Genomic DNA, 24,860 nt, shown 5'->3' with positions numbered 1-24,860 from the left:
AGGGCCAGCATCCAGTGCGCGGTGTCGGGCGAGCAGGATTTTCTGGCGACGTCGGAACTCGCCGTATCCACCACGATCATGATCGTTCGTACTGCTTCGCCAGCTCCTTGACTGGGATTACGGCATTACGGTGATAGTCACCACTGTCACTATCATTGTCGTATCTCACTTCAATCGCGGGAACGTCGAGCTAACCCGCCTGTCGCGTATTGTCTTTACCCCTGATGGAATCGCACCCGGTAGTCATGCGGCAGCACGTTCAGGCGGCGGCGGAACGCGCGGCGCAGATGCTCCTCGCTTTGAAAGCCTGCGCGCGCGGCGATTTCCTTGATAGGAGAGGCTGACTCTTCCAGCGCGCGTCGGGCGGCCTCGACGCGAAGCTCTTCCACCGCCTTGGCGGGGGTGCGGCCGGTCTTCTGGCGAAACACGCGCGCGAAGGTGCGCGGGCTCATGCCCGCTCGTTCGGCGAGACTTTCGACGCGCAAATCGCGGCCGAGATTGTCCTGCATCCAACTCGAAATCTTTTCGAACGCCCGGTCTTCCGAGGCCTGCATTGACAGCGGCACGCTGAATTGCGCCTGCCCGCCGGGCCGCTTGAGGAAAACGACGAGCCGGCGCGCGATGCGCATGGCCTCGCGATGGCCGAGATCATCTTCCAGCAGCGTGAGTGCCAGATCGATGCCGGCCGTCACGCCTGCCGATGTCCAGATGCCGCCGTCATGTACAAAGACTGGATCGACCTGAACCGAAACGTCGGGATGTTTTTCTCGCAGCAGGTCACAGGAGCCCCAATGGGTGACCGCGCGCCGCCCGCGCAGCAGCCCGGCCGCAGCCAGAACGAATGTACCCGTGCAGACCGAGCAGACGCGCCTTGCCTTCGGCGCTGCCAGGCGAAACCAATCGACCAGCGCGGCTTCTGCAGCGGCGCGATGGACGCCGGGACCCCCACCCACCACGAGGGTGTCGATGTTCTTTTGGTCGCAATCAGCGAGGGCGGTCGTCATCACCTCCAGACCGGACGAGGTTTTGACCGGCCCGCCTTTCAACGAGCAGATCTGCCAGACATAGGGCGCCTGCCCCGCTTTGGACGTTTCGCAGGCCAGCTCGAAGGCCTGCAGCGGTCCGGCGAAATCGAGCAACAGGCAGTCGTCGAACAGCACGAAGACCACGCGGCGGAGGACGGAACGGGCCATTGGCAGCGCTTGAGCAGGGATGGCTTGGCAGGAATTGCGTGTCTAATGACATTTCGGCAAATGCCCTCCGCTGTCAACATGGGTCATCCAACGTAGGAGGGCTCCATGTCCGGCAAGCGGATCGAAATCGGAATTCTGTATTATCCCGGGATGACGCAGCTGGACGTCACCGGACCTTTCGAAGTGTTTGCCCGTCTGCCGAACGTCCGCATGCACCTGTTGTGGAAGCGGATCGAGCCCGTCGTCAGCGACGTCGGTCTGCCGCTGCTGCCAACCACGACGTTCGCCGACTGCCCGGATCTGGACGTGTTCTGCATCGGCGGCGGCCCGGGACAGGTCGCCACCATGGACGATGACGAGGTGATTGCCTTCGTTCGCGACAAGGGTGGATCGGCGCGCTACATCACCTCGGTTTGCGCCGGCTGTCTGATCCTCGGCGCCGCAGGCCTCATCGATGGATACAGGTCAGCCTGCCATTGGCTGATGAGCGACCAGCTTGCCGCCTTTGGCGCCATCGCCGTCGACGAACGCGTCGTGGTCGACCGCAACCGCATTTCCGGTGGCGGTGTCACCGCCGGTATCGATTTCGGTTTTCAGGTCGCCGCCGAACTCTGCGGCGAAGACGTTGCAAAGGATCTCCAGCTGATGCTGGAATATCAGCCGCAGCCGCCGTTCGACATCACCGTGCAGAATGCGCCGCGTGAGCTGATTTCCCGCATGCGCCGCGAGGCCGAACCCTGGCTGCAAAAGCGCGCAGCAGCGGTGCAGAAGGCGGTTTCCAAGCTCAAGGCGAAAGCGACGGCGGCTTAAGCTCGTTCGGAACAGGGAGGAAAGCCACAAACGCTGTTAGAAAGGTGTTCGCATGAATTGGCACGGCCGCATCGGTACCCTTCTCGTCGTTGGGACTTTCATCGCATCTTGTCCGCCCACTCGCGCCGCCGAACTCTCCGGTAGCGTGGTCCGGATCGGCATCATCAATGACCAGACCGGGCCATTGTCCGACCTGTCGGGATCGGGCTCCGTTGCGGCAGCCAAGATGGCGGCGGAAGATTTTCAGAAATTAGTGCCGTCGATCAAGGTCGAGATCTTGGCCGCCGATCACCAGAACAAGCCCGATATCGGCGTCGGCATTGTCCGCAAATGGTTCGACGTCGACGGCGTCGACATGGTCGCCGACGTGTCCAATTCGGCCGTGGGGCTGGCGATCCAGTCGCTGGCGCGCGACAAGAACAAGATTGCGGTCTATTCGGCGGTGGCGACCACCGAACTGACGGGCAAGCAATGTTCGCGAAACGGCCTGGCCTGGCTGCACGATTCCTACAATCTGGTGTCGGGACCGATCCGCACCCTGGTCAGCCAGGGCTACGACACCTGGTTCTTCATCGCGGCCGATTACGCGTTCGGCAAGAACATGGTGTCGGAATCGCAGCGCGTGCTGGCGGCGGCGGGCGGCAAGTCGCTCGGCGCGGTGTATCACCCGATCGGCAACGCGGACTACAGCTCGTTCATCCTGCAGGCGAAGGCCTCTGGCGCGAAGGCGATCGCCTTCGCCAATGCCGGCGACCAGCTGGTCAACCTGATGAAGCAGTGGAACGAGTTCGGCATGAACACGGGAAGCCAGAAGCCCGTGGCCGAGCTGATGTTCGACACCGATGTTCATGCCATGGGGCCGAAAACCGCCATGGGGCTGACCACGCTGACGGCATGGTACTGGGCCTTGGATGACGAGAGCAGGGCGTTCGGTCAGCGCTTCTTCAAGCTTCGCAACGCCATGCCCACGGCACCGCAAGCCGCGGTCTATTCCGGCGTCAGCCACTATCTGAAAGCCATCGCTGCCGTAGGCACGGATGCAACCGATCCAGTGCTGGAGAAGATGCGCGCGACGCCCGTCGACGATTTCTACGCTCGTGGCGCGAGGTTGCGCGAGGACGGCAAGCTCGTGCACGACTTCTATCTTGTGCAGGTGAAGGATCCGGTCGAGGTCAAGGCACCCTGGGAGTACTATAACGTGCTCGAGAAAATTCCAAGCGGCGAAGTCTACGCTTCGCTGGCTGACAGTGAATGCCCCCTGGTCAAGCGGGGCAATTGAGATTGGAGTGCCAATCCCGCGACCTGATGGATAATCGTGATCGTGGGCTTGGTCGGCGCGCATTACAGTGACGGTGCTGGACTGCACCAAACTCCGACTCTGCATCGGCCACCGCCGGAGAAAACCAAAGTCCTGACGAGCCTCGACCGCGCAACTCGCTCGCCGCCGAAAGGGGCAGCCACACCCCAGCCCGTCCGACCTGCTGCGATGATCCCACTATGCTCCTGTTTTGCCCGACGAAGCAAATAACGGGAGACGGCATTCGGAACGGGCGGCGACGAGCGCGGCCAAGTCTCCTCGGCTCGCCTGGGCGAGCCGGACGGGCGAGTCGAACCACGATCGCTCGGCATTTAGGCTCTTGAAATCCCGCCCGACCCGCACCCAGTCCCGCTCCCCACCTAACCCATTGATTTTGCGACCGCCGTCTACTGTGCATGGGGTTGTTTTCGCGAGTTTTGATCTGCCCCGTGCAATTTGACGTCGCTGACAGCGCCGACTACGTTCCGCGAAACACGAGAGCTCGCAGCCATTGTACCGAGCGAAAATTCCATGGGGAAGAAATGACCGGCGACATTGCAGCCACCATCTCGAAAGCGCGCGAGCATTCCATCGGCGATCTCCTGCGCCGCTCCGCAGGCCGCGAGCCGAACAAGCTCGCGGTGAGCTGCGGCGATATCGGCTGGAGCTTTGCCGAGATGGATGCGATCTGCAACCGGCTCGGCCGCGGCCTGCTCGGCCTCGGCGTCGGGAAGGGCGACCGCCTCGCCGTGCTCTCGCGCAACTCGCACGCCTTTGCGGCGCTACGCTTCGCGGCGGCGCGGATCGGCGCGGTGCTGGTGCCGATCAACTTCATGCTCAATCCGGACGAGATCAATTTCATCCTGAAGAGCTCCGGCGCAAGGCTGCTCGCGACCGGACCCGATTTCGTCGGGCCGGCACGCGCGGCGAGCGCGAAGGATTGCGCGGTCGAGAAGATGATCTGGCTGCCGGGCGAGGATCCGGCCGCGCCGCCTGCAGACCTCACCACCTTCGACGATCTCCTGCATCCCGACGGCTCGTTCCTGGACGCCTCGGTCGACAGCCGCGATCTAGCGCAGATCGTCTACACCTCGGGCACGGAATCGCTGCCCAAGGGCGCGATGCTGACCCATGAAGCCGTGATGTGGCAGTATGTCAGCTGCATCATCGACGGCGGCATGAGCGTGGACGACAAGTTCCTGCACGCCTTGCCGCTCTATCATTGCGCGCAGCTGGATGTGTTCCTGGGCCCGCAGGTGTATCTCGGCGCCTCCGGCGTGATCACGGGCAAGCCGACGGCCGACAACATCCTGGCGCTGATCCAGGCGCACAGGATCACCTCGTTCTTCGCGCCGCCGACGATCTGGATCGCGATGCTGCGCTCGCCGAACTTCGACAAGACCGATCTGTCGACGTTGCAGAAGGGCTATTACGGCGCCTCGATCATGCCGGTGGAGGTACTGCTCGAATTGCAGCGCCGGCTGCCGGCCGTCAAGTTCTGGAATTTCTACGGCCAGACCGAGATCGCGCCGCTCGCGACCGTGCTGCGGCCGGAGGACCAGCTCCGCAAGGCAGGCTCCGCCGGCAAGCCCGTGCTCAATGTCGAGACGCGCGTCGTCAACACGGCGATGGAGGATGTCAAGGTCGGCGAAGTCGGCGAGATCGTGCATCGCTCGCCGCATCTGCTCTCCGGCTATTACAACGATCCGGTCAAGACCGCGGCGGCATTCACCGGCGGCTGGTTTCATTCCGGCGATCTCGCCACGGTCGACGAGGAAGGCCACATCACCGTGGTCGACCGCGTCAAGGATATGATCAAGACCGGCGGCGAGAACGTCGCGAGCCGCGAGGTCGAGGAGATGGTCTATCGCATCCCGGAGGTCTCCGAAGTCGCGGTCGTCGGCCTGCCCGATCCGCGCTGGATCGAGGCGGTGACCGCCATCGTCGTGGTCAAGACGGGGGCAAAGCTCGACGAAGAAACCGTCATCAGACATTGCGCCGGCCATATGGCCCACTTCAAGGTGCCCAAGCGCGTGATCTTCGTGGACGCCCTGCCGAAGAATCCGAGCGGCAAGCTGCTCAAGCGCGAGCTGCGCCAGCGCTTCGTCGGCGGCGAGACGCTCGACAAGGCGGTGCAGAAGAGCTTTGGGACGTAGCAGGCGCCGTTCCGGCGCCGTCGCGGCGAACTCGCCTATTCGGCCTCGCCAGCCAGCTTCCTGACGTCGTCGGGCGTCGCTCCGAAACGGCGGCGAAACGCGCGATGGAAGTAAGAGACGTCGTGAAATCCGGCGAGGTGCGCGATCTCGATGATCTTGCGGCTGCGCATCGCAGGATTTCGCAGCAGTCGTTCGGCGCGCAGCAATCGTTGCTCCAGCACGAAGCCGCTATAGGTGATGCCGGCGCGCTCGAACAGCAATTGGATGCTGCGCGGACTGATCCGGTGCGTGGCCGCGAGGTCGGACAGCGACAATGCGGGGCTGTCCAGCTGCGCCAGGATGTCGGACTTGAGGGCTTCGAAGCGCGCCGCCGCAAGGCCCCGCAATTGAGCCTCTTCGGCGGCATCGCCGCGTGCGCCGAGCATCAGGACGGCGAGGTCGAACAGGTGCTGCGAGACCGCATCGAGCCCCGCCGGCGCGAGCTTGTCCGCGTGCGCATGCGCGAGATCGTAATATCGCAGGAACATCGACGTGATCGGGTTGGCGCCGGAGATCGACCGCGCGATCAGGTCCTCGGCATTGGGGCAGGCGCGCAGCAGGGCTTTGCGCGGCAGCAGCGCGGTCTGGAAGTTACCATACGCCAGTTGCGTGATTTGGGCCCCCTTGATCGAAGGATCGCCGATCGTGATGTCGCCGGCGGCGACCTCCAGCGGGCGTTTCCCCATGGCCCCGCGCAATGCCGAATTGGGCGACATCGTGATCACCAACTCGTCGTTCGTTCCCAATGACACGAAGGACATCGGCGTGCCGAACGAGGCCGAGAGTCTGAGGCGGGGAAGAATGGCAGGCGCAATGGTTCGGTGAACGCGCCCTTCGCCGACCGGCACGAAATCGACGTTCGCTACCTGACGGCAAAACTGCTCGCGCCATTGCTCATAGGCCGCACCGTTAGGGTCGCCATCGAATGAGAGCTGCGGCTGGGTCATCGATCGCCGGAACGCCTATTGCCGATTCATTGCGGTCCGCACTTTCGTCGGCGCGCCGGGGATGCGGCAACTGGAAAAGCGCCAGATTGCGCGAAAAACCACTCGCAACTACGCGATGAGCCAGCGACGAGGTGCCGCAGCCTGCTTGTTGGGCAGATCGAAGGCGGGCACGTTGCGCCGCGACCGCCATACGGCGCTGTCGCTCAATACTTCTTCACCGCCGCACTGAAGGCCAGCCAAAGCGCGATCGACGCCAGGCCAAAGCCGCCGAGCAGCAGGAAGGTCGGCCCATAGCCGATCCATTGCGTGATCCATCCGCCGAGGGCGGGACTGAGGCTCGCGCCGACACCTTGCACGGTGATCACGGCGCCCTGGCCGAGATTGATGCGGCCGGTGCCGTTGAGCGAGCGCGCGACCATGCCGGGGACGGCGACCGTTTGCAGTCCGGTGCCGATGCCGTCGAGCACCTGCATCGGCACCACGCCCCACCATCCCGTGACGAAGAAGGCGAGCACGCCGCGGACCGGCAAGAACATGAAAGACACCAGGATCACCGGCCAGTAATTGCGCTTGCTCGCGGCCTTCATCGCGATCAGCGAGGTCACGATCATCACGCCCTGTGCGATCACCACGGTGGTTGCGACGAAGCTCGGGCCGTTGGCCTGTCCCTCGGCGACCGCGGCAAGTCCGTACAGCGGCACGATCGCGGCATTGCCGAGGTGGAACAGCGCGAGGGCGAGAGCCAGCACGAGCAGCGCCTTGTGCTTCAGCAGCATCGTCATCGCATCCGGCGGCGCCTTGGAATCGTCCTCCTTGCTGCCGCGCGCGGCGCGGTCGTCGATCGCCTTTGCTGGAATCATCATGACGCAGGCGATGGCGATGGCGCCGAATACGGCCGCCAGTGCGAACACGGCGACATAGCCGAACTTGTAGCCGAGATAGCCCGACAGCGCCGCGCCCACCATGTTGCCGGCGTGGTTATACGCCTGGTTGCGTCCATTGAGCGCATTGAAGCCCTTCTGCTTGGCGATGCCGAGCGTGATGCCCGTGACCGCCGGCACGATGGCGGCGCTCGCCAGCGATTGCGCCACTTGCGAGAACGTCACCGCCCAGAAGTTTTGCGAGATCAGGATGATTGCGGACGCCGAGACGACGCAGATGCCGGGAATGATCACCCACAGCCGCTTGTTGCGGCTGGAATCGATGAAGCCGCCGATCGGAGTCGTGACCAGCATGCCTGCGACGTTGCCGATCGTCATTGCCGTGCCGATCAGGCCGGTCGCCCAGCCGCGTTCCTGAAGGAAGACCCCGACGAACGGCCCGATGCCCGACTGCATGTCGGCCATGAAGAAATTGAGCGCGAACAGGGGCCAGATGCGAGACGTTGAAGGGCGAGATGTCATCGAGACGCTGAACTTGATGCTGCCGATCGAATCGGATCTCGCATGATGCGGACTCGGCGGGCGGGTGCCCGGGGCGGACCAGAACTTAACCTGCTCTCAACCCGTTGGTTCCGGTTGCTCTTGCGATCCGGCGAGTGCGACGTCATGTCTTGCAAGACTGGATCATGATGGATCAGCGCGATGCCCCTCTGGACCTGCGCAACCTGCGGCGCTCAATTCCCGGATAGCGGAAAACCCCCTGCGGCCTGTCCGATCTGCGAGGACGAGCGCCAGTTCGTCGGCTGGGACGGTCAAGCTTTCCTCACGCGCGAGGAGCTCGCGCGCAAGCACCGACTGGTGGGGCGCGACGATCTCGGCCTGACCGGGATCGGCATGGAGCCGAGCTTTGCCATCGGGCAGCGAGCGCTGCTGGTGCCTGACGGCGACGGCTGCGTGATGTGGGATTGCATTCCGCTCGCGACCGACGAGGCCATCCACCACGTCGCAGCACTCGGCGGCCTCAAGGCCATTGCGATCTCGCATCCGCATTATTATGGCGCGGCCGCCGACTGGAGCGACAGCTTCGGCGGCGTGCCGGTCTATCTGCATGCCGACGATCGCGCCTTCGTCACGCGGCCTTATCCGGCGATCGTACACTGGACCGGCGACAGCCATCGCCTCTCCGGCGACGTGCTGCTGCTGCGCACCGGAGGCCACTTCGCCGGCGCCACCGTGCTGCACTACGCGCGTGGTGCGGACGGCAAGGGCGCGCTGCTCACGGGAGATATCGCGCAGGTGACGATGGACCGGCGCTTCGTCAGCTTCATGTATTCCTATCCTAACTACGTGCCGCTCAACGCCGCCGCGGTGCGTCGGATTGCGTCAGCCGTCGAGCCGTTCGCCTTCGACCGGATCTATGGCGCCTGGTGGGGCCGCAACATCGCCAGCCGTGCCAAGGCGGCGTTTGCTGCGTCGGTCGCGCGCTATCTCGCGGCCATCGCCTGAGCCGGGCTGCGGACCGGATTTATCTTGCCGGGTCCAAATAACTGTACTAAAAGTACACTATAAGGCAAGCGACGCATCCGGCGAAAGCCGGCATGATCGATGTATCGCGGACGCCGAGAAGGCCTCCGTGAGCGGGAGCTGAGTGCATGACGGCGCAGCGCGATGACGACATCTTCGAGGCTGGCGACGTCACGCTCCAGTCCGGGACCGTCTTTCCCTCCCTGAAGCTCGCCTACAAGACCTACGGCACGCTGAGCCCAGCCAAAGACAACGTCATCCTCTATCCGACCTCGTTCAGCGCCCAGCACACCGACATTGAATGGCTGATCGGTCCAGACGGCGTGCTCGACCCCAACAGTTACTTCATCATCATCCCGAACCTGTTCGGCAACGGCCTGTCGTCATCGCCCTCGAACACGCCCGCGCCTTTCCCGGAAGTGAGCTATCACGATGCCGTCGCGGTCCAGCACCGGCTGCTCACCGAGCGCTTTGGCATCTCGAAGCTTGCGCTGGTCTATGGCTGGTCGATGGGCGGCATGCAGGCCTATCACTGGTCGGCGCTGCATCCGGACATGGTCGAGCGCGCCGCGGTCGTCTGCGGCAGCGCCCGCTGCGCACCCTACAACTACGTCTTCCTTGAAAGCGTGAAGGCCGCGCTCACGGCCGATCCCGCCTTCCGCGATGGCCTTTTCCTCGAAAAACCCGTCGCCGGCTACCGCGCCATGGGACGCGTCTATGCCGGCTGGGCGATGTCGCACGGCTTCTACCGCGACGAGCTCTGGCGCGAGGCCGGCTTCACTTCACTCGAGGATTATCTCGTCCGCGCCTGGGATGCGACCTTCGCGCGGCGCGATGCCAACGATCTCCTCGCGCAGATCGGCATCTGGCAGCGCGGCGACATCAGTCGGTGTGCGGCATTCGCCGGCGATCTCGATCGCGCGCTGGCCGCGATCAAGGCCCACATGCTGCTGATGCCGGGCGCGACCGACCGCTATTTCGACGTGCACGACAACGAGGGCGAGCTCGGCAAGCTCGTCAACGCGAGATCGGCGGTGCTTCATCCGATCCCATCGCTGCATGGCCACCGCGCCGGCAACCCCATCAACAATCCCCGCGACCAGGCCTTCATCAAGGCCGAGATCGCCGAGCTTCTCCGCAAGTAGGGCACGCAACCGATCATGAGTGACGCAACCATTTCGGACGCCGGCCATCGCCTGAAGCCCCTGACGCCCACCACGCTGCGCGAATTGTCGGTTCGCTCCAACATCAGAGGTGCGGTGCAGAGCCTCGGCCATTACAGCGTGATTGTGCTGGTGGGCGCGCTGATCTGGACGGTTTCGTCGAGCTGGGGCGCGTTCTGGGCGCTGCCGCTGATGGTGGTGCAGGGCTATGTCGTCGCCTTCCTGTTCATGGCGGTGCACGAGACCGCGCACAAGACGGCGTTCAGGAGCCGGGGCCTCAATCTCGGCGTCGGCTATCTCTCGGCGTTCATCATCGGGCTACCTTACGAATATTACTGTTTGTTTCACTGGGACCATCATCGCTACACGCAGGACCCGGAAAGGGATCCCGAGCTGATCGTTGGCGTGAAGCCGACGTCCGACACCCAGCTTGCGCTCGCTTATAGCGGCCTGCTCCAGGTCGCCGGCCGTCTGCGGCTGATGCTCGGCCACGCGATCACCGGCAAGGTCGTCGTGCCATGGATTCCCGAGAGCAAGCGCAGCACCATCGTGGCCGAGGCGCGCGCCTATGTCGCACTCTACGCCCTGCTGTTCGCACTGTCGCTGTGGTTCGCTTCAGCGCTGCTGCTCTGGGTCTGGATCGTGCCGCTCGTGATCGGGCAGTTCTTCCTGCGGCCCTATCTCTACGCCGAGCATACCGGTTGCGACCGCACCCGCAGCGCCTTTCAGAACACCCGCACGACTTACACCGGTGCCATCGTCAAATGGTTCGCGTGGAACATGCCGTATCATGTCGAGCACCACGCTTATCCCTCGATCCCCTTTCACGCCCTGCCGAAGCTGAACGCGATCGTCGACGGCGAGATCGTCCATCGCGGCCGCGGCTACATCAGAACGACGCGCGAGACCTGGGCCTGGTTTCGCCGGCAGCGGCAGGCCGGCTAGCTCAACGCAAAACTCCGGCCGCGATGCGACCGGAGCTTTGTCGTGACATCGAGATATCAGTAGATCCCGTAGGCGCAGACGTTCACGACGCGCACGCGCAGGCCGTGACGGGTCCGGACCAGGCGCTCCTGATAGCAATTGCTGACGCCGGTGTTGAGGTAGATACCGCCAAAGCCCCAGCCGGGACCCCAGTGGTGATGACCATGATGGTGATGGAAGCCGCCGGCCGACGCCGCGGTGGGGGCGAGAGCGGCAACGCCGAGCGAGCCGGCGGCGATCAGACCAAGTGCAAGCTTACGAAACATCTTCATTCTCCATTCGGCGCTAGGGCCATTGTTGCGTCCCTGCATTTCCGTCGAGACGAGACGCGATCGCGTTCATGGCAAGCGGGAAGAATCGTGTTTCAGGAATGTTTCGTCGGCTGCGGCAGAATGCGCCGCGATCAGGCTTTCTGCGCCGCGCGATACCGCGCGGCCATCGCCTGCGTCAGCTCGGCCATCTTGTCGCGGAGATCAGCAGGCTCCAGGACTTCGGCTTCCGGGCCGAGCCGCAGCAGTTCGGCCGCGGCATGCCACGATGTCTTTCCGACCGGCACGCGCGCAATGCGCCAGCCGTCTGCATCAGTTGTCTCATCGAGCTGCGTGCGTGCCTTGACATAGGGCTGGCTGAGCGCGTCGAGCAGCTTCACGCCGAACGGCGACAGCCGGACGATCGCAACATTGGGGTGCATCTCGCCTTCGAGCCGCAGCGTCGCGGCCCGCCAATGGGCGGCGAGGTCGAAGCCGGCGGGACGATCGAAGTCCTCGCCGAGGGCTGTGCAGTCGAGCACGCGTGCGACGCGATAGGTACGCACGCTGCCGTCGACTTGTCCTGCGAGATACCAGCTGCCGCCCTTCAGCACGAGGCCGAGCGGCGCGACGCGGCGCTGCTTCTCGGCGCGCCAGCTCCGGTACCGGATCCTGATCAGCGTCCCGCGCAGCACCGCGCCGGCGATGGTGCGCAGGTGCTTCGGGTCTTCCGCTTCGCCGAACCAGCCGGGCGCGTCCAGGTGGAAACGCTCCTGCATCCGCCCGGCATCCTCACGCAAATTCGGGGGCAGTGCCGCCATCAGCTTGTTTTGGGCGGCGATCATCGCAGCATCGAGCCCGAGTGCGGCGGCCGGGCCTGGCAATCCCGCCAGGAACAACGCGCCCGCTTCGCTCTGCGACAGTCCGTTCAGCCGCACGCGATAGCCGTCGAGCAGGCGATAGCCGCCGTCTGCGCCGCGGTCTGCATAAACGGGAACGCCGGACGCCGCGAGCGCGTCGATGTCCCGATAGATCGTGCGCACCGACACTTCGCAGGCCTCCGCGAGCTCGGGCGCGGTGACCTGTCCCCTGGCCTGGAGGGTGGTGAGAATCGACAGCATCCGACTCGCGCGCATGATCCCTTAAATCATACCTGACAGAGGATGTCAGGTATGGCGCGCTACAAGCTGCACCAGCGCCTACCGGCCAAAGGGAGACTGCCATGACCGATCCGAACCTCATCACGCTGTATTACTCGCCGCAGACGCGCGCCACCGGCACGCGGGTGCTGCTGGAGGAACTGGGGGCTCCTTACGATCTTCACGTTCTCAACATGAAGGCCGGCGAGCAGCGCATGCCCGCTTATCTCGCTATCAATCCGCTCGGCAAGGTGCCGGCGATCCGACATCGCGAAGCGTTGGTGACGGAGCAGGTCGCCATCACCATCTATCTCGCCGACCTGTTTCCGCAGGCCGGCCTCACGCCCGCCCTGAACGATCCGCTGCGCGGGCCTTATCTGCGCTGGATCGCCTATTACGGGTCGTCGTTCGAGCCGGCCTTGATCGACAAGTTCATGCAGCGAGAGCCGGCGCCGATCACGCAATCGCCCTATGCCGATTACGATACGATGCTGGGTGCGCTCGAGGCCCAGCTGGCGAACGGGCCCTATCTGCTCGGCGAGCGCATGACGGCGGCCGACGTATTGTGGGGCGTCGCGTTCAGCTGGACCATGATGTTCGGCATCGTGCCGAAGAAGGATGTCTTCGTCCGCTATGCGGAGCGCATGACGGCGCGGCCGGCGTTTCAGCGCATCAATGCCGCAGATGCGGAGATGGCGGCGCAGCATGCCGCCGCGGCGGGTGGATGAGAGAGCGTCAAAATCGCGGTGCCCGCTTGTCGGCGAACGCCTTGATGCCTTCCTTGATCTCGTCGCCGCGCATGCTGTCGCGGTGGCGCCGGTCGGCGGCGCCTTCATCGAGCTCGCCGCGGGCGAACTCGTTGATCGCGCGTTTCATGCCGCGCATCGCTTGGGGGGCGTTGCCGGCGAGGATCGCAGCGAGCGTGTCGACCTCCTCGTCCAGGAATTCCACCGGCACCATTGTGGTGAGATAGCCGATGCGCAGCATTTCCGGGGCGTCGATCTTCTGCGCGGTGAGGAACAGCTTCTTCGCATTGTCGACGCCGAGGCGGGTCACGTAGCGCTTGATGCCGCTCGGGTAGTAATGCAGCCCAAGGCGCGCCGCCGGCATGAACATTTCCGCGGTATCGACGCCGACGCGGAAATCGCAGGCGAGTGCGAGGTCGGTCGAGCCGCCATAGACGCCGCCATTGAGCCGGCAGATGGTCGGCACGCCGAGATCCTCGAGCCGGTTGACGACGGCCTCGAAGGCCGAGCCCGCGCTCTGCTGCTCGCCCGCGCTGACCGCGCGTTCCGCGACCGAATTGAGATCGTAGCCGGCGGAGAAGGCGCGCCCGGTTCCGGTCAGCACCAGCACGCGAATATCGGGATCGGCCTCGACCCGGTCGAACAGTCTCGTCAGCTCGTCGAGATCCTCCGCCTGCAGCCGGTTGAGATGTTTCGGCCGGTTGAGGCGGATGGTGGCGCGGGCGCCGATGATTTCGAGCAGGGGGCTAGATGCTGCGTCGGCTGTATCCGACATTCTCGTCTCCGTTGTCGGCGCCAAAGTGCCCGCCCGGGCGGAGGCCGTCAACGACGGCGCCGGTCGTTTGCCGCGCCGCTGCAGCGGGCCTGCCGTCCACGCCGCCGTCCCTGGCCGGGTGCCTTACCTGAAATGTGGCGGCTCGTCGTAGCCGCGGCGGCTGCTGAAGAACAGCAGCACCATCAGCCCGACGCCGACGATGACGGAAAACCCCGCGCCCAGCGCCAGTGCCACATAGCCTTCCGTCGGGATCGGCTCACCCTCGACCGCCATTGCGGAATAGGCGAAGTAGCCGGCCGCCGCCAGCATTGCCAGAAGGAGGATGACGAGGAGTGCACGCATGCCGCGTTCTCCGGTTGCAACCGGAAACCAACGGTTGCGGGTGGGCAGGGTTCCAGACTGGCTGGCGATCGGACGGGTAGCCTCCGTCTCGTGCCCCGGACGCGGCGCAGCACGAAGTGATGCACCGCAGTACCGGGGTCCATGTGGTCACGGATATCGTGCCGGTTCCTGGGTCCGGCTCATCGCTGCGATGCCTTCGGCATTGCAGCTTGTCCGGGACACGACAACGGTGGGGGCGGCCGTCAGGCGCTCTGGGCGGTCTTCACCACCACGACATTGCTGTCGTCTGACGGAGCCGGGCCGGCATCGCGTACCGTCTTGTCGGCTTCGCCGGCATGACGTTTCAGATAGTCGCGGCGCATGCCGATCTCGTCACGGACGAATTCGTAGCCGAGCTTGAAGGTGTCGAGCCCGTCGGTACTGATCGTGCCGTCCCTGAGGCCGATGACGGCACCGCGCAAGATGGTCTCGAGCTCATCCTGGAGACATTCGAGCTGATCCAGCGAATGGGCGTGCTCGATCCGCTCGCCGATGTCGAGGATGGCGGTCGAGAGCTCGCTGGCCTTCTCCGGCGCGATGCGGGTGATCTTGGCGTAGATCGCGGCGAAGATCGAGCCGATGACGCTGAGCGCTGCGGCGGCCAGATACATCAAGTCGCTGTACTTATCCATGAACGACTTGGTGTCGTCGTTGATGTAGTCGGCGGCGCCCCGATGCGCGACCACGAAGGCGTCCTTCTCGACCGAGGCCGGCTCGATCCTGGTGGCAAAGCCGTTGTCGAGCCCGAGCGCCGCCTTGTTCTCGTAGACGATGCGGGCGAGCTCGCCGGCCGTGCTTGGGGACATCCGGGATTGCGCGACCAGCAGCCATTCGAGACCGATCGTGTCGAGATCGTCGTCGGGAATCTGCGGGGATGTCGACACCGAGCCGGCTGTCACAGTCTCGTCGGAAATGCCGGGAAATTTGCGCGCCAGCGTCTTGGCTTCTTCGATGGTGTTCAGTGTGAAGCCGCCGCGCTTGGCGGCTTGCTCATAGGATTTGTCCCGGACCGCCTTCGAGGCGTGGACGATCGCGATCACCGCGCTGAAGCCGTTTGCCGGAGCGAACAGCTTGTCGAGCGTCGCGCCCTGCGGCGCCATCTGGATCTTCGCAGCCTCAGGGCCATCGGGGACGTCGAGGATGCTGCGGACGAAGGCGAGCGAGGATTCGTTCTCGGCGACGACCGCGACCTTCTTCTTCTTCAATTCGGCCAGCGACTTGATCTTCTTGTTGCCGGGACCGAGCAGGAGCACGAGATCGTGCTCGAGGATCGCGAGCGTGCGCGCCCGCAGCGGCACCTTGGCGTCGGTGCGCAGCACGGCGAGGTCGGCCTGCCTGTGGTCGAACTGCGCGAGCGCCTTGGCATTGTCGGCGTTGTTGACGATGTTGATCCGCAAGCGCGATGCGTTGTTCTTCAGGAGGGCGGCGAGCTTGGCCGCGAACAGCGCCTCATCGCTGTTGGGGCCGCCGACGGCAAAGGTCAGCGTCTCCGAATTGTGCACCAGCGTGCGGCCGGCCCAGACTGTGGCGAACGACAGCAGCAGGGTCAGCACGACGTAGAGGAGAACCTGCTGCTGGTTGGTCTTGATCACCTTGGGGCGCCGGGGCGGCGGCATGGTCGGCGATGCGATGGGGCCTTCGGTACTCATGGCGGCACTCTGGCCTTATCGTTTGGCTGGCGGCGGCGCGTGGCTTGGAAGCGCGGCGGGCCCGGTAATTCGTAAACGCCTGAAAAAAGAACGATATTCCCGATCGCCGATGATAGCGCGAAGGCAGCGGAATGCAAATTTCGAGCCGGAGGTAACCTTACTCGATATGTCCGCGGCGATTGGCCATCCTATCACCGGTTAGCCACACTTGGCGATTTTCCGGTTCCACCCGGCTGCATTCCGCCGCGGGAGATGTCATAAATTGCGCGTCCCGGCGATTTGACCGGTCCAAGAAGAAGTTGCGCTGAACGCTCCAATTCTTCTCGTCACGTCAATGAGGGCGTCAGCTTTGTCGTTTCCACCCATGTCATCGGCGATTCCGGTTGAAGCGCTCATTGGCTGGATGTTGCTGCTCACCTTCAAGCACGTCATCGCCGATTTCGTTCTTCAAACCGCCTGGATGGCGCACGGCAAGGACCAGAAGCATGGCTGGGCCCTGCCGCTCCTGGTGCACTGCCTGGTCCACCTTGCCGTCGCGCTGCCGCTGATCGTGATCGTGGCGCCGCGATTCTGGTTCGTGGCCTTCATCGACTTCCTGATCCACATCACGATCGACCGGGCCAAGGGATACGTCTCCGCCAATTTCGGCGTCGACCTCGCCCATCCCTGGTTCTGGACGCTGATCGGCGTCGACCAGGCGCTGCACCACCTGACCGGCTTCGGCCTCGCGATCTTCATGGCGGCGAACTGAAGGTCGCCTTTGGGCCTCCGGGGAGAGGCAATCGCCATCAGCACGAGGGATCGTCATGCCCGGGCTTGTCCCTGGCCTCCACGTTCTTCGTGCCTCCTGGCTTTCCGTGGATGGCCGGGACAAGCCCGGCCATGACGCCGCGGAAGTCTTTGAAACCCCACCAAGGCGTCCCACCGATTCGCGGCCGACGCGCAACCACCCCGGGTGACTACCGGGCAGCGTGGTTAACCTTTCGTTAGAGAATTGCGCTGCATCTTCCTTACACGAGGGAGAACTGCAATGTTTTCAAGCCGCGACGCCTTTGAAAGCGATTTCTGCCCGGTCCGCGACGAGCTCCTTGGCGAGATGTATCGCGCCAGCGAGAGTGGCCTGCCGAGGCTGGTTGAGAGTGTTTCCCCTGACGTGCGCGCCAGGCTGGCGCTGTTCTGCTACCGCCGTAGCCATTTGCACTCGCTGGCGGTCGCGATCGCAGCGAGCTGCAGCGAGCGCGACCTGATCGAGAATGGCGGCCGCGTCGGCTCGACGCTCTTCGCACTGTCGCGCGAAGGCACCGCGAAAGCTTCGACGTCGGTGACGGGTGGGCGCAAGCCAATCACGCTGTCGACCAAGCCGCTCTCGGTGCTCGCACCGCTCGATGACGAGCTCGACGACGAGATCGGCGAAGCCGTCCCCGCCTAAGCGGCCTCGATAACGGGCAGGCCGAACTTCCGCCGCGCCATGGCGCATTCGGCGTCACCAGGCATGCAGGTGCGGCACACCTCCGGCCGCACGTCATAGATGCCGCAGGCTGTCATCCTTCCGATCTCGCCTTGCAATGCCGCGCAGCGATCGCCCTCGCAGCGCATGCCCGATTGCCGGTCGTTGACGAGCGCCTCCGGGATCAGCGCAAGCTCCTCGTCGCTCTCGATCGAGAAGCGCGGCCAGTTCTGCGAATAGCCGCAGCAGGCGCCGCAGCCCTGGCAACAGCTCGACAGCTCGGTCTCGTCCATCGTTCTCACGTGTCCTTCGGCGGACCCCAGACCAGGCTCTGCCGCCATCTCGCGCGCAGCACGTCGCGCCGTTCCGGATATTTCTCGTCGAGATAGGTCGCCTCGACCACGCGGTCGGTGCGGAAGCTGCGGAAGTCGCCGCGCAGCTCGCACCAGGCCGCCAGCAGCCGCACGGCTTCGAGATAGCCGACCGAGATCGGCCAGATCATGCGCTCGCTGGGGCGGCCCTGTTCGTCGCGATAGCGCAGCATGATCTTCTTGCCTTCGTGGATCTGGGTCCGGGTGCGCGCCATGTCCAGGCGGTCCGGTTCCCGATTCCAGCTCGGACGCGCCCGGCTCGCCGGCTCCAGTACGAAGGGGCGCAGGCGCTCCGGGACGGTATCGGCGATCTTGGCCATCAAGTCTTCGGCCGCGCGCGCCAGCGCGGAATCGGCGTGGCCTGCGACCCATTGCGCGCCCAGCACGGCCGCCTCGATCTCGTCCGGCGTCAGCATCAGGGGCGGCAGGTCGAAACCCTTTTCCAGGATGTAACCCATGCCGGCTTCGCCGCGGATCGGCACGCGCTGGCCGATCAGGGTTGCGATGTCGCGATAGATGGTGCGCTTCGAAGTCTCGAGCTCGGCCGCGATCGCGTCTGCCGTCAGCGGCTTACGGCTGCGCCTTAGCACCTGGATGATTTGAAACAGCCGGTCGGCGCGTCTCATGACAATTCTCTTCTCGAACGACGGATCAGAAATCGGCGCGCGGCTGCTGACAGGATGTTGGCAGCAGGGGGGTTCTATACCGGGACAACACATCGACTGAAGAGGATTTGTCCATGATCATTCCAACCCATTTCGGCCAGGCCGGTCCACTGTGGCGGGCGCAGCTGTGGCACGGCCAAATGTTGCGGGCTTGGGCGTTTGGCCGCCTCGTTCCGCTCGATCTCATGGCCGTTGATCTCCGATTTGCGCTCGCAAGCGTGGTGACACGCTCGCTGAACCATGCCGCGGATGCGCTGGTCCGCCATCTGATGGGCCGCGCCTGGCGCGGGGCCCGCTTCGCAGAAGATATCACGGCTGCTGCCACCATGGTGGCAGCAGCCGGCCGCTAGGTTCCTTCCACTCGTTCGACAGGTTCAGGAGAGCTTGCATGATCACGCTTTACGGCTTTGGCGCCGGCTTCGGCCTGCCGGAAATCAGCCCCTTCGTCACCAAGACCGAGGTGCAGCTCAAGATGGCGGGACTGCCTTATCGGAAAGAGCGGGCGATGCCGCCGGCCTCGCCCAAGGGGCAGCTGCCCTTCATCGACGATGGCGGCGAGGCGGTGGCCGATTCCACCTTCATCCGGGCCCATATCGAGCGCCGCTACGGCTTCGATTTCGATGCCGGCCTCACCTTGGCCGAGCGTGCGCAGGCCTGGGCGTTCGAGCGCATGATCGAGCACCACGTCTATTGGGCGCTGGTGGGCGCGCGCTGGGTCGATCCGGTCAATTTCGCCAAGGGGCCCGCGCATTTCTTCGACGGTGCGCCGGAGCACAATCGCGAGAAGCTGCGCGAGGACGCTCAATTCCGCGTCGCCGAGAACTATCTGCTCTCTGGCCTCGGCCGCCATGCGCCGGATGACGACGTCGATCTTGCCGTGCGTTCGCTGTTCGCGCTGTCGGTGCAGCTCGGCGACAAAGCCTTCCTGATGGGCAACAGGCCCTGCGGCGTCGATGCCACTGCGTTCGGTATGCTCGCCGGCGTCCTCTCACCGTTCTTCGAATCCGCCTTGCGCGAGCGGGCCGAGGGATTTCCGAACCTCACCGCCTATGTCGACCGCATGATGGACGACTATTATCCGGAATTCGCCTGGACGCCGCTACGGCAGGCGGCGTAGCGCTCGTCTGTTGGCAGTGTGGGGCACTGACCTTCGACATCGTCATGGCCGGGCTTGTCCCGGGCATGACGAACTCGATAGCGATTTGTCCCTCAACGAAAAGAGCCGGCCCATCCGGCCGGCTCTCGTTGTCTCGAATCTTGGCGACGCCTACTTCACCAGCGTGTACTTGCCGTCCTTCACCGTGAGCAGGATGCGCGAGCGCTCGTCGAGGCCGTAGCGGTCCTTTTCGGTGAAGTTGTAGACGCCCTGGCTCGCCGCCAGCTCCTTCTCCGTCAGCAGCGCCTGGCGGATGGCCTCGCGGAATTCCGGCGTGCCGGGCTTGGCCGTCTTCAACGCCGCCGGAATGACGCGCTTGAGGATCTCGAACGCATCAAAGGAATGGCCGGCGAACTGGCTGCGGCTGTTGGGGCCGTACTTTGCCTCGTAGGCGGAGTTCAGCGCGAGGCCCGGCTTCTTGGTCAGCGCGCTGTCCGGCTGTTCCTCGGGGGCCATGACGGGACCCGAGGCCATCAGCACGCCTTCCGCTGCTTTGCCGGCAATGCGGATGAAGTCCATGCTGGCGGCGCCGTGGGTCTGGTAGATCAGGCCCTTGTAGCCGCGCTCGCGCAGCTCGGTCTGCGGCAGCGCGGCCGCGGTGCCGGACGCGCCGACCAGGATGGCGTCGGGATTGGCGGCGACGAGCTTCAGCACCTGGCCGGTCACCGAGGTGTCGGGACGAGCGAAGCGCTCCTCGTCGACGATCGTCATCCCCATCGGCACGGCCTGCGCCTTCAAATCGTTGAACCAGAGGTCGCCGTAGGAATCGGAATAGCCGATGTAGCCGAGCGTCTTCACGCCCTTGGCCTTCATGTGGTCATACAGCACCTTGCCGACAATCGGGATCGGCTGCGGCATCGCCACCGACCATTTCATGCGCTCCGGCGTGATCGGGAAGGGCGCCAGACCGAAGTGCGGGATGCCGGCTTCATTGGCGACGTTGGAGACCGCGATGGTCGGCGGCGTCAGCGCCGAACCCATGATGATATCGGCCTTGGATTCGGTGACGAAGCGGCGGGCGTTGGTGGTGGCGGTGGTGGGATCGCCGCCGTCGTCGAGCACGATCACCTTCAGCGGCACGCCGCCGATCTCCTTCGGCACGAATTCCAGCGCGTTGCGCTCGGGAATGCCGAGTGCCGCACCCGGGCCGGTCGTGGTGGTGGTGATGCCGATGGTGACTTCGCTGGTCTGGGCCAGCGCGGGCAAGGCCGGCAGAGCCAGCGCGGCCGCAGTGATGGCAGCGGTTAAATAAAAGCGTTTCATCTATTCCTCCCTTGACGTGTTTATTTGAAAGCAGAAATCGGGGGGTAATTCAGCCCCCTCTTTTGGTGATGCGGCGATTTAGCTTCCCGTGAACTTGGCTACCATTTCCGCCGGGAACGGTGCCGATTTCAACTTGTCTGGGTTAACGGGATCGCGGCCGACCAGGACGCGGGTCTCGAAACCCTCGATGGCGAGCGCCTCGCCCTTGTAGACGTTGTGCTTCACCTCGAAGCTCGAGCGCTTGATGCTCTCGATTCTGGTCTCGATGGTGATCCAGTCGCCATAGGTCGAGGGGATGTAGAACTTGGCCCGCGTGTCGACCATGGGGATGCCCACCAGGCCGTATTTGCGGACCAGGTCCTGCTTGGAGAAACCGGCGGCTTCGAACAGGGTCGAGGTCGAATCGTCGAACATCGCGAAATAGCGCGGGTAGTAGACGATGTTCGCAGGGTCGCAATCGCCCCACTGGATCTGGACCTCGCGCCGGTTCACGAACATCTGGCGGGCCTTACTCTGCGAATTTACTTGGGCGCCATGCGCAGCGAGCCGTCGAGGCGCACCACCTCGCCGTTCAGGTAGGCATTCTCGACCATGTGCAGCGCGAGCGCGGCGAACTCGTCGGCCTGGCCGAGCCGGCGCGGGAAGGGGATCGCGGCGGCGAGCGAGTCCTGGGCCTCCTGCGGCAGGTTCGCCAGCAGCGGCGTCAGGAACAGGCCGGGGGCGATCGTCAACACGCGGACGCCGAACTGCGCGAGCTCGCGCGCGATCGGCAGCGTCATGCCGACGATGCCGCCCTTGGAGGCCGAATAGGCGGATTGGCCGATCTGGCCGTCATAGGCGGCAACGGAGGCGGTGTTGATGATGACGCCGCGCTCGCCGGTCGCCTGCGGCTCCAGCTTGGACATTTCGGTGGCGGCGAGGCGCAGCATGTTGAAGGTGCCGATCAGGTTGACCTTGATCACCTTGTCGAAATCCGAAAGCGCCATCGGGCCGTCGCGGCCGACCACGCGCTTGGCGACGCCGATGCCGGCGCAATTGACCAGCACGCGCGCCGGGCCATGGGCCTTGGTCGCCTGCGCGATCGCGGCTTCAGCGGAGGCGGCATCGGAGACGTCGCAGGTGACGGCCACGCCCTTGATCTCCGCCGCGACCGTTTCGGCCAGCTTGGTGTTGAGGTCGCACACCGCGACCTTGGCGCCCTGCGCCGCCAGTTTTCGCGCGGTGGCCGCGCCCAGTCCCGATGCGCCGCCGGTGACGATGGCTGCCTGATCCTTCAACAACATGGCGTTCTCCTTTGGCGATATTTTTCTAGGCGACCGATATCACACGGTTCGACGGATTGGCAGCGTAGAGCTCCTCGATCAGCTCGCCGCGATGCTCCAGCACCGCACGCTGGTTGATCGAGCCCTTGTCGGTGACTTCGCCCTTGTCGATCGAGAGCGGCGTGTCCATCAGGATCGCGCGTGTGATCCGTGTCGAGGATCCCGTGGCCTGGCCGAGGAAACGGGTCAGGCGCTCGCGGAACGCCTCGCGCACCAGGCGGTCGCGCGTCGCGACGACGAGATCGTCGGGCGGCAGTGTCGGGTTGATCAGGCGGCAGCCGTCGAGATCGAGCACGACCAGCGCGGAGATCTCGTCGCGGTTGATGCCGGCGATGACGACGTCGCGCACCAGGGGCGCGCAGGCCGCGGTGAGGCGCGCGCGCAGGGGACCGACGCTGACCCAGGTGCCGCTCGCGAGCTTGAAGTCCTCGCTGACGCGGCCGTCGAAATCGAAGCCGGCGTTGAAATCATCGGGATCGGCGGGCTTGAGCGCATCGCCCATCTTGTAAAATCCTTCCTCGTCGAAGGATTTTGCCGTGATGTCGGGTTGGCGCCAGTAGCCGGGCATCACGTTCGGCCCCTTGGCGCGCACTTCCAGCTTGCCGTTGTTCGGCACCAGCTTGGCGTCGTTGCCGGAGACGGGCAGGCCGACATGGCCGGAGCGGCTGGTGCGCGGATTGACCGACATGAAGAACGGCGCGGTCTCGGTCGCGCCGAGACCGGTCAGCATCGGCACGCGATAGCCCTTCTCCTTCGCCGCGAGCTCGTCGAGGCTGTTCCAGACGAACGGCGACAGCGCCGCGCCGGAGAAGAACATCGCATGCAGCCGGTCGAAGAACTTGGCGCGCAAGCCCTGGTCGTCGCGCAGATAGGGCAGCAGCGATTCATAGCCCTTGGGCACGTTGAAATAGACCGTCGGTGAAATTTCCCGGAGATTGCGCACGGTCTCCTCGATGCCCCCAGGCACCGGCTTACCGGCGTCCAGATACATCGAGCCGCCGTTGTAGAGCGTCAGGCCGATGTTGTGATTGCCGCCGAAGGTGTGATTCCACGGCAGCCAATCGATGATGACCGGCGGCTCGTCCTTCAGGAAGGCGAGCGTCTCGCGCAGCATCACCTGATTGGCGCAGATCATGCGCTGGGTGTTGATGACGGCCTTGGGATTGCCGGTCGAGCCCGAGGTCAGCAGGAATTTTGCGATCGTGTCGGGGCCGATCCTGCCGTGAACGTCGTCGAGATCGCCACAGATCGGCGTCGCCATCAGATCGGCCAGCAGGGTGACGTCGCGGCCCGGCACGTGGCCATAGGACGCGGCGATCTCGGTGCCGAGCGAGACGTTGGCGGCGAGCGCATCGGCGAACTTGTCGGCATCGTCGGCGAAGACGAGGCCCGGCGTCAGCAGCTTCATCAGATAGGACAGCTTGCCGTAATCCTTCGACACCAGCGAATAGGCCGGCGACACCGGGCAGAACGGAACGCCGGCATAGAACGCGCCGAACGCCAGGAGCGCGTGGTCGATCGAATTGCCCGAGAGGATGACGACCGGCCGCTCCGCCGACAGGCCGCGCTGGATCAATGCGGAAGCGATGTGCCGGCTCGCAGTGAGCAGCTCGGCATAGGTGATCTTGCGCCAGCCGCGGCCGCCTTCGCGCTCGGCCATGAAGACGCGGTTCGGCGTCGTCGTGGCCCAATGATGCAGGCGGTCGGTGATGCGGACCGGATAGTCGCCGAGCGGCTGCTTTGGCCGCAGGTAAATCGTGCCGTCGTCGCGCCGCTCGATGTTGACGACGGGATCGCCGAACGAGATGGGCCGCAGCGGGAAATTGCTCGCGCCGCGCTCGATGCCGGAAGAGGACGGCTGGGCGCTCATGACTTTACGCTCATGATTTGGGCTTCACCTTCGCGGTCTTGTGCTCGAGGAATTCGCGGATCCGCCGCTTGGCCTCCTTGTCGCTCTGCGCGACGGTGGCCATCAGCGACTCCATCAACAGGCCGGTCTGCGGATTGGCCTCTGCGATCATCGGCAGCGCCTGGAGCACGGCGAAATTCGTCAGCGGGGCGTTGGACGCCACCTTGGTCGCAAGCTCCAGCGCTTTGCGGAGCCCGTTGCCGGCCTCCGTCAGATATTGCGCAAAGCCGTAGGACGCGCCCTCGGTCGCGCTGTAGACGCGTCCCGTCAGCATCATGTCCATCATCCGGGCAACGCCGATCAGCCGTGGCAGCCGCACCGAGCCGCCGCCGCCGACGAAAATGCCGCGCTGCCCCTCCGGCAGCGCGAAATAGGTCGAGGGCTCGGCGACGCGGATATGGGCCGCGCAGGCAAGCTCCAGCCCGCCGCCTATCACGGCGCCCCGGAGCGCTGCGATCACTGGCACGCGGCTGTACTGGATGCGGTCGAACACCCGGTGCCACATCTGGGAGTGCAGGAGCCCGCCGGTGGCGTCGTGCTCGGTCAGCTCGGAGAGGTCGAGGCCGCTGGAGAAATGGTCGCCGATGCCGTGGATGACGACCGCGCCGATATCCTCGGGCAGGTTCGCAAAACACTCGCCGATTTCCAGGATAATGCCGTCATTGAGCGCATTGCGCTTGGCCGGCCGGTTCAGACCCACGGTCAGAACCCGGTCCGCCCGCTCGATCCTCAAAAGCCCGGAGGGACCCGCGTTCGCGGTCTCGGCGTTTCCTTGTGTCATTTGCGTCCTTGTCA

The 24,860-nt window shown here is 64.6% G+C and carries 26 protein-coding genes; 11 read left to right on the top strand and 15 right to left on the bottom strand.

What is annotated here, in order from left to right:
- Nucleotides 1–215: 215 nt before the first annotated feature.
- Nucleotides 216–1,193, bottom strand: coding sequence for a GlxA family transcriptional regulator (locus tag I6F17_RS22580; protein WP_225128075.1), 978 nt, complete (start codon nucleotides 1,191–1,193; stop codon nucleotides 216–218).
- A 105-nt stretch (nucleotides 1,194–1,298) separates the two neighbouring features.
- On the opposite strand from I6F17_RS22580, the gene I6F17_RS22575 reads away from it, so the two are divergent.
- The 3 genes from I6F17_RS22575 (at nucleotide 1,299) to I6F17_RS22565 (ending at nucleotide 5,456) form a co-directional block, all read left to right on the top strand.
- Nucleotides 1,299–2,003, top strand: a complete 705-nt coding sequence (locus I6F17_RS22575) for a DJ-1/PfpI family protein (RefSeq protein WP_225128077.1) — start codon at nucleotides 1,299–1,301, stop codon at nucleotides 2,001–2,003.
- Nucleotides 2,004–2,055: 52 nt separating this feature from the next.
- Nucleotides 2,056–3,282: an ABC transporter substrate-binding protein gene (locus I6F17_RS22570; RefSeq protein WP_225128079.1), complete on the top strand. Its 1,227-nt coding sequence runs from the start codon at nucleotides 2,056–2,058 to the stop codon at nucleotides 3,280–3,282.
- 560 nt (nucleotides 3,283–3,842) lie between these two features.
- Complete coding sequence (locus I6F17_RS22565; RefSeq protein ID WP_225129912.1) at nucleotides 3,843–5,456, top strand: acyl-CoA synthetase; 1,614 nt, start codon at nucleotides 3,843–3,845, stop codon at nucleotides 5,454–5,456.
- Nucleotides 5,457–5,491: 35 nt separating this feature from the next.
- Here the strand turns inward: I6F17_RS22565 and I6F17_RS22560 are convergent, their stop codons facing one another.
- Entirely contained in the window at nucleotides 5,492–6,442 is a 951-nt protein-coding gene (locus I6F17_RS22560; protein ID WP_225129910.1) for an AraC family transcriptional regulator, read from the bottom strand.
- Between the two features lie 203 nt (nucleotides 6,443–6,645).
- Nucleotides 6,646–7,845: an MFS transporter gene (locus tag I6F17_RS22555; protein ID WP_036036272.1), complete on the bottom strand. Its 1,200-nt coding sequence runs from the start codon at nucleotides 7,843–7,845 to the stop codon at nucleotides 6,646–6,648.
- Between the two features lie 180 nt (nucleotides 7,846–8,025).
- On the opposite strand from I6F17_RS22555, the gene I6F17_RS22550 reads away from it, so the two are divergent.
- The 3 genes from I6F17_RS22550 to I6F17_RS22540 all read left to right on the top strand — a co-directional run bounded on the left by I6F17_RS22550 (nucleotide 8,026) and on the right by I6F17_RS22540 (nucleotide 10,955).
- A complete protein-coding gene (locus I6F17_RS22550) occupies nucleotides 8,026–8,829 on the top strand; it encodes an MBL fold metallo-hydrolase (protein WP_225129908.1) in 804 nt (267 codons plus the stop codon).
- Nucleotides 8,830–8,975: 146 nt separating this feature from the next.
- Nucleotides 8,976–9,992: an alpha/beta fold hydrolase gene (locus I6F17_RS22545; protein WP_225129906.1), complete on the top strand. Its 1,017-nt coding sequence runs from the start codon at nucleotides 8,976–8,978 to the stop codon at nucleotides 9,990–9,992.
- A gap of 15 nt (nucleotides 9,993–10,007) precedes the next feature.
- Complete coding sequence (locus I6F17_RS22540) at nucleotides 10,008–10,955, top strand: fatty acid desaturase (RefSeq protein ID WP_225129904.1); 948 nt, start codon at nucleotides 10,008–10,010, stop codon at nucleotides 10,953–10,955.
- Between the two features lie 56 nt (nucleotides 10,956–11,011).
- On the opposite strand, the gene I6F17_RS22535 is transcribed toward I6F17_RS22540, so the two are convergent.
- Together I6F17_RS22535 and I6F17_RS22530 are read right to left on the bottom strand one after the other, a co-directional pair.
- Nucleotides 11,012–11,260, bottom strand: a complete 249-nt coding sequence (locus tag I6F17_RS22535) for a hypothetical protein (RefSeq protein ID WP_028138614.1) — start codon at nucleotides 11,258–11,260, stop codon at nucleotides 11,012–11,014.
- Between the two features lie 137 nt (nucleotides 11,261–11,397).
- A complete protein-coding gene (locus I6F17_RS22530) occupies nucleotides 11,398–12,378 on the bottom strand; it encodes a YafY family protein (protein ID WP_225129902.1) in 981 nt (326 codons plus the stop codon).
- Between the two features lie 86 nt (nucleotides 12,379–12,464).
- Here I6F17_RS22530 and I6F17_RS22525 point away from each other — a divergent pair, with 86 nt between their 5' ends.
- Nucleotides 12,465–13,109: a glutathione S-transferase family protein gene (locus I6F17_RS22525; RefSeq protein WP_225129899.1), complete on the top strand. Its 645-nt coding sequence runs from the start codon at nucleotides 12,465–12,467 to the stop codon at nucleotides 13,107–13,109.
- Nucleotides 13,110–13,116: 7 nt separating this feature from the next.
- On the opposite strand, the gene I6F17_RS22520 is transcribed toward I6F17_RS22525, so the two are convergent.
- The 3 genes from I6F17_RS22520 to I6F17_RS22510 form a co-directional block, all read right to left on the bottom strand.
- Nucleotides 13,117–13,902: an enoyl-CoA hydratase/isomerase family protein gene (locus tag I6F17_RS22520; RefSeq protein ID WP_036036286.1), complete on the bottom strand. Its 786-nt coding sequence runs from the start codon at nucleotides 13,900–13,902 to the stop codon at nucleotides 13,117–13,119.
- A 123-nt stretch (nucleotides 13,903–14,025) separates the two neighbouring features.
- Nucleotides 14,026–14,244, bottom strand: coding sequence for a hypothetical protein (locus I6F17_RS22515; protein ID WP_225129897.1), 219 nt, complete (start codon nucleotides 14,242–14,244; stop codon nucleotides 14,026–14,028).
- A gap of 242 nt (nucleotides 14,245–14,486) precedes the next feature.
- Nucleotides 14,487–15,932, bottom strand: a complete 1,446-nt coding sequence (locus I6F17_RS22510) for a TAXI family TRAP transporter solute-binding subunit (protein WP_225129895.1) — start codon at nucleotides 15,930–15,932, stop codon at nucleotides 14,487–14,489.
- A 403-nt stretch (nucleotides 15,933–16,335) separates the two neighbouring features.
- Between I6F17_RS22510 and I6F17_RS22505 the strand changes: the two genes are divergently transcribed.
- Nucleotides 16,336–16,683: a DUF3307 domain-containing protein gene (locus I6F17_RS22505; protein WP_050991738.1), complete on the top strand. Its 348-nt coding sequence runs from the start codon at nucleotides 16,336–16,338 to the stop codon at nucleotides 16,681–16,683.
- Between the two features lie 279 nt (nucleotides 16,684–16,962).
- Nucleotides 16,963–17,361, top strand: a complete 399-nt coding sequence (locus I6F17_RS22500) for a hypothetical protein (protein WP_225129893.1) — start codon at nucleotides 16,963–16,965, stop codon at nucleotides 17,359–17,361.
- On the opposite strand, the gene I6F17_RS22495 is transcribed toward I6F17_RS22500, so the two are convergent.
- Both I6F17_RS22495 and I6F17_RS22490 read right to left on the bottom strand, forming a co-directional pair.
- The gene (locus I6F17_RS22495; RefSeq protein WP_035997229.1) at nucleotides 17,358–17,672 is read right to left on the bottom strand and encodes a YkgJ family cysteine cluster protein; all 315 of its coding nucleotides are present in this window, start codon (nucleotides 17,670–17,672) and stop codon (nucleotides 17,358–17,360) included. The genes I6F17_RS22500 and I6F17_RS22495 overlap by 4 nt on opposite strands.
- 5 nt (nucleotides 17,673–17,677) lie before the next feature.
- Nucleotides 17,678–18,376, bottom strand: coding sequence for a YafY family protein (locus tag I6F17_RS22490; RefSeq protein WP_225129890.1), 699 nt, complete (start codon nucleotides 18,374–18,376; stop codon nucleotides 17,678–17,680).
- A 113-nt stretch (nucleotides 18,377–18,489) separates the two neighbouring features.
- Here I6F17_RS22490 and I6F17_RS22485 point away from each other — a divergent pair, with 113 nt between their 5' ends.
- Together I6F17_RS22485 and I6F17_RS22480 are read left to right on the top strand one after the other, a co-directional pair.
- Nucleotides 18,490–18,765, top strand: a complete 276-nt coding sequence (locus I6F17_RS22485) for a hypothetical protein (protein ID WP_035997233.1) — start codon at nucleotides 18,490–18,492, stop codon at nucleotides 18,763–18,765.
- A 38-nt stretch (nucleotides 18,766–18,803) separates the two neighbouring features.
- Nucleotides 18,804–19,532, top strand: a complete 729-nt coding sequence (locus I6F17_RS22480; RefSeq protein ID WP_036021027.1) for a glutathione S-transferase family protein — start codon at nucleotides 18,804–18,806, stop codon at nucleotides 19,530–19,532.
- Nucleotides 19,533–19,682: 150 nt separating this feature from the next.
- On the opposite strand, the gene I6F17_RS22475 is transcribed toward I6F17_RS22480, so the two are convergent.
- The 5 genes from I6F17_RS22475 to I6F17_RS22455 form a co-directional block, all read right to left on the bottom strand.
- Nucleotides 19,683–20,834, bottom strand: coding sequence for an ABC transporter substrate-binding protein (locus tag I6F17_RS22475; protein ID WP_035997239.1), 1,152 nt, complete (start codon nucleotides 20,832–20,834; stop codon nucleotides 19,683–19,685).
- A 78-nt stretch (nucleotides 20,835–20,912) separates the two neighbouring features.
- Complete coding sequence (locus I6F17_RS22470; RefSeq protein ID WP_035997242.1) at nucleotides 20,913–21,332, bottom strand: thioesterase family protein; 420 nt, start codon at nucleotides 21,330–21,332, stop codon at nucleotides 20,913–20,915.
- A 23-nt stretch (nucleotides 21,333–21,355) separates the two neighbouring features.
- A complete protein-coding gene (locus I6F17_RS22465; RefSeq protein ID WP_036036313.1) occupies nucleotides 21,356–22,117 on the bottom strand; it encodes an SDR family NAD(P)-dependent oxidoreductase in 762 nt (253 codons plus the stop codon).
- Between the two features lie 25 nt (nucleotides 22,118–22,142).
- Nucleotides 22,143–24,026, bottom strand: coding sequence for a feruloyl-CoA synthase (locus I6F17_RS22460; RefSeq protein ID WP_225129888.1), 1,884 nt, complete (start codon nucleotides 24,024–24,026; stop codon nucleotides 22,143–22,145).
- A 10-nt stretch (nucleotides 24,027–24,036) separates the two neighbouring features.
- On the bottom strand, nucleotides 24,037–24,846 hold the full coding sequence (locus I6F17_RS22455) for a crotonase/enoyl-CoA hydratase family protein (RefSeq protein WP_225129886.1): 810 nt from the start codon (nucleotides 24,844–24,846) through the stop codon (nucleotides 24,037–24,039).
- Nucleotides 24,847–24,860: the final 14 nt, after the last annotated feature.

Source organism: Bradyrhizobium sp. NBAIM18 (genome assembly GCF_020193825.1).
Classification (GTDB): Bacteria; Pseudomonadota; Alphaproteobacteria; order Rhizobiales; family Xanthobacteraceae; genus Bradyrhizobium; species Bradyrhizobium yuanmingense.
The sequence above is the reverse complement of the archived record's forward strand: the minus strand, read 5'-3'. Positions and strand labels throughout refer to the sequence as shown.

Bases quoted from the DNA above. Each gene is read 5' to 3' on its own strand.
- I6F17_RS22580 (WP_225128075.1), bottom strand. From the start codon at position 1,193: ATGGCCCGTTCCGTCCTCCGCCGCGTGGTCTTCGTGCTGTTCGACGAC.
- I6F17_RS22575 (WP_225128077.1), top strand. From the start codon at position 1,299: ATGTCCGGCAAGCGGATCGAAATCGGAATTCTGTATTATCCCGGGATG.
- I6F17_RS22570 (WP_225128079.1), top strand. From the start codon at position 2,056: ATGAATTGGCACGGCCGCATCGGTACCCTTCTCGTCGTTGGGACTTTC.
- I6F17_RS22565 (WP_225129912.1), top strand. From the start codon at position 3,843: ATGACCGGCGACATTGCAGCCACCATCTCGAAAGCGCGCGAGCATTCC.
- I6F17_RS22560 (WP_225129910.1), bottom strand. From the start codon at position 6,442: ATGACCCAGCCGCAGCTCTCATTCGATGGCGACCCTAACGGTGCGGCC.
- I6F17_RS22555 (WP_036036272.1), bottom strand. From the start codon at position 7,845: ATGACATCTCGCCCTTCAACGTCTCGCATCTGGCCCCTGTTCGCGCTC.
- I6F17_RS22550 (WP_225129908.1), top strand. From the start codon at position 8,026: ATGCCCCTCTGGACCTGCGCAACCTGCGGCGCTCAATTCCCGGATAGC.
- I6F17_RS22545 (WP_225129906.1), top strand. From the start codon at position 8,976: ATGACGGCGCAGCGCGATGACGACATCTTCGAGGCTGGCGACGTCACG.
- I6F17_RS22540 (WP_225129904.1), top strand. From the start codon at position 10,008: ATGAGTGACGCAACCATTTCGGACGCCGGCCATCGCCTGAAGCCCCTG.
- I6F17_RS22535 (WP_028138614.1), bottom strand. From the start codon at position 11,260: ATGTTTCGTAAGCTTGCACTTGGTCTGATCGCCGCCGGCTCGCTCGGC.
- I6F17_RS22530 (WP_225129902.1), bottom strand. From the start codon at position 12,378: ATGCGCGCGAGTCGGATGCTGTCGATTCTCACCACCCTCCAGGCCAGG.
- I6F17_RS22525 (WP_225129899.1), top strand. From the start codon at position 12,465: ATGACCGATCCGAACCTCATCACGCTGTATTACTCGCCGCAGACGCGC.
- I6F17_RS22520 (WP_036036286.1), bottom strand. From the start codon at position 13,902: ATGTCGGATACAGCCGACGCAGCATCTAGCCCCCTGCTCGAAATCATC.
- I6F17_RS22515 (WP_225129897.1), bottom strand. From the start codon at position 14,244: ATGCGTGCACTCCTCGTCATCCTCCTTCTGGCAATGCTGGCGGCGGCC.
- I6F17_RS22510 (WP_225129895.1), bottom strand. From the start codon at position 15,932: ATGAGTACCGAAGGCCCCATCGCATCGCCGACCATGCCGCCGCCCCGG.
- I6F17_RS22505 (WP_050991738.1), top strand. From the start codon at position 16,336: ATGTTGCTGCTCACCTTCAAGCACGTCATCGCCGATTTCGTTCTTCAA.
- I6F17_RS22500 (WP_225129893.1), top strand. From the start codon at position 16,963: ATGTTTTCAAGCCGCGACGCCTTTGAAAGCGATTTCTGCCCGGTCCGC.
- I6F17_RS22495 (WP_035997229.1), bottom strand. From the start codon at position 17,672: ATGGACGAGACCGAGCTGTCGAGCTGTTGCCAGGGCTGCGGCGCCTGC.
- I6F17_RS22490 (WP_225129890.1), bottom strand. From the start codon at position 18,376: ATGAGACGCGCCGACCGGCTGTTTCAAATCATCCAGGTGCTAAGGCGC.
- I6F17_RS22485 (WP_035997233.1), top strand. From the start codon at position 18,490: ATGATCATTCCAACCCATTTCGGCCAGGCCGGTCCACTGTGGCGGGCG.
- I6F17_RS22480 (WP_036021027.1), top strand. From the start codon at position 18,804: ATGATCACGCTTTACGGCTTTGGCGCCGGCTTCGGCCTGCCGGAAATC.
- I6F17_RS22475 (WP_035997239.1), bottom strand. From the start codon at position 20,834: ATGAAACGCTTTTATTTAACCGCTGCCATCACTGCGGCCGCGCTGGCT.
- I6F17_RS22470 (WP_035997242.1), bottom strand. From the start codon at position 21,332: ATGTTCGTGAACCGGCGCGAGGTCCAGATCCAGTGGGGCGATTGCGAC.
- I6F17_RS22465 (WP_036036313.1), bottom strand. From the start codon at position 22,117: ATGTTGTTGAAGGATCAGGCAGCCATCGTCACCGGCGGCGCATCGGGA.
- I6F17_RS22460 (WP_225129888.1), bottom strand. From the start codon at position 24,026: ATGAGCGCCCAGCCGTCCTCTTCCGGCATCGAGCGCGGCGCGAGCAAT.
- I6F17_RS22455 (WP_225129886.1), bottom strand. From the start codon at position 24,846: ATGACACAAGGAAACGCCGAGACCGCGAACGCGGGTCCCTCCGGGCTT.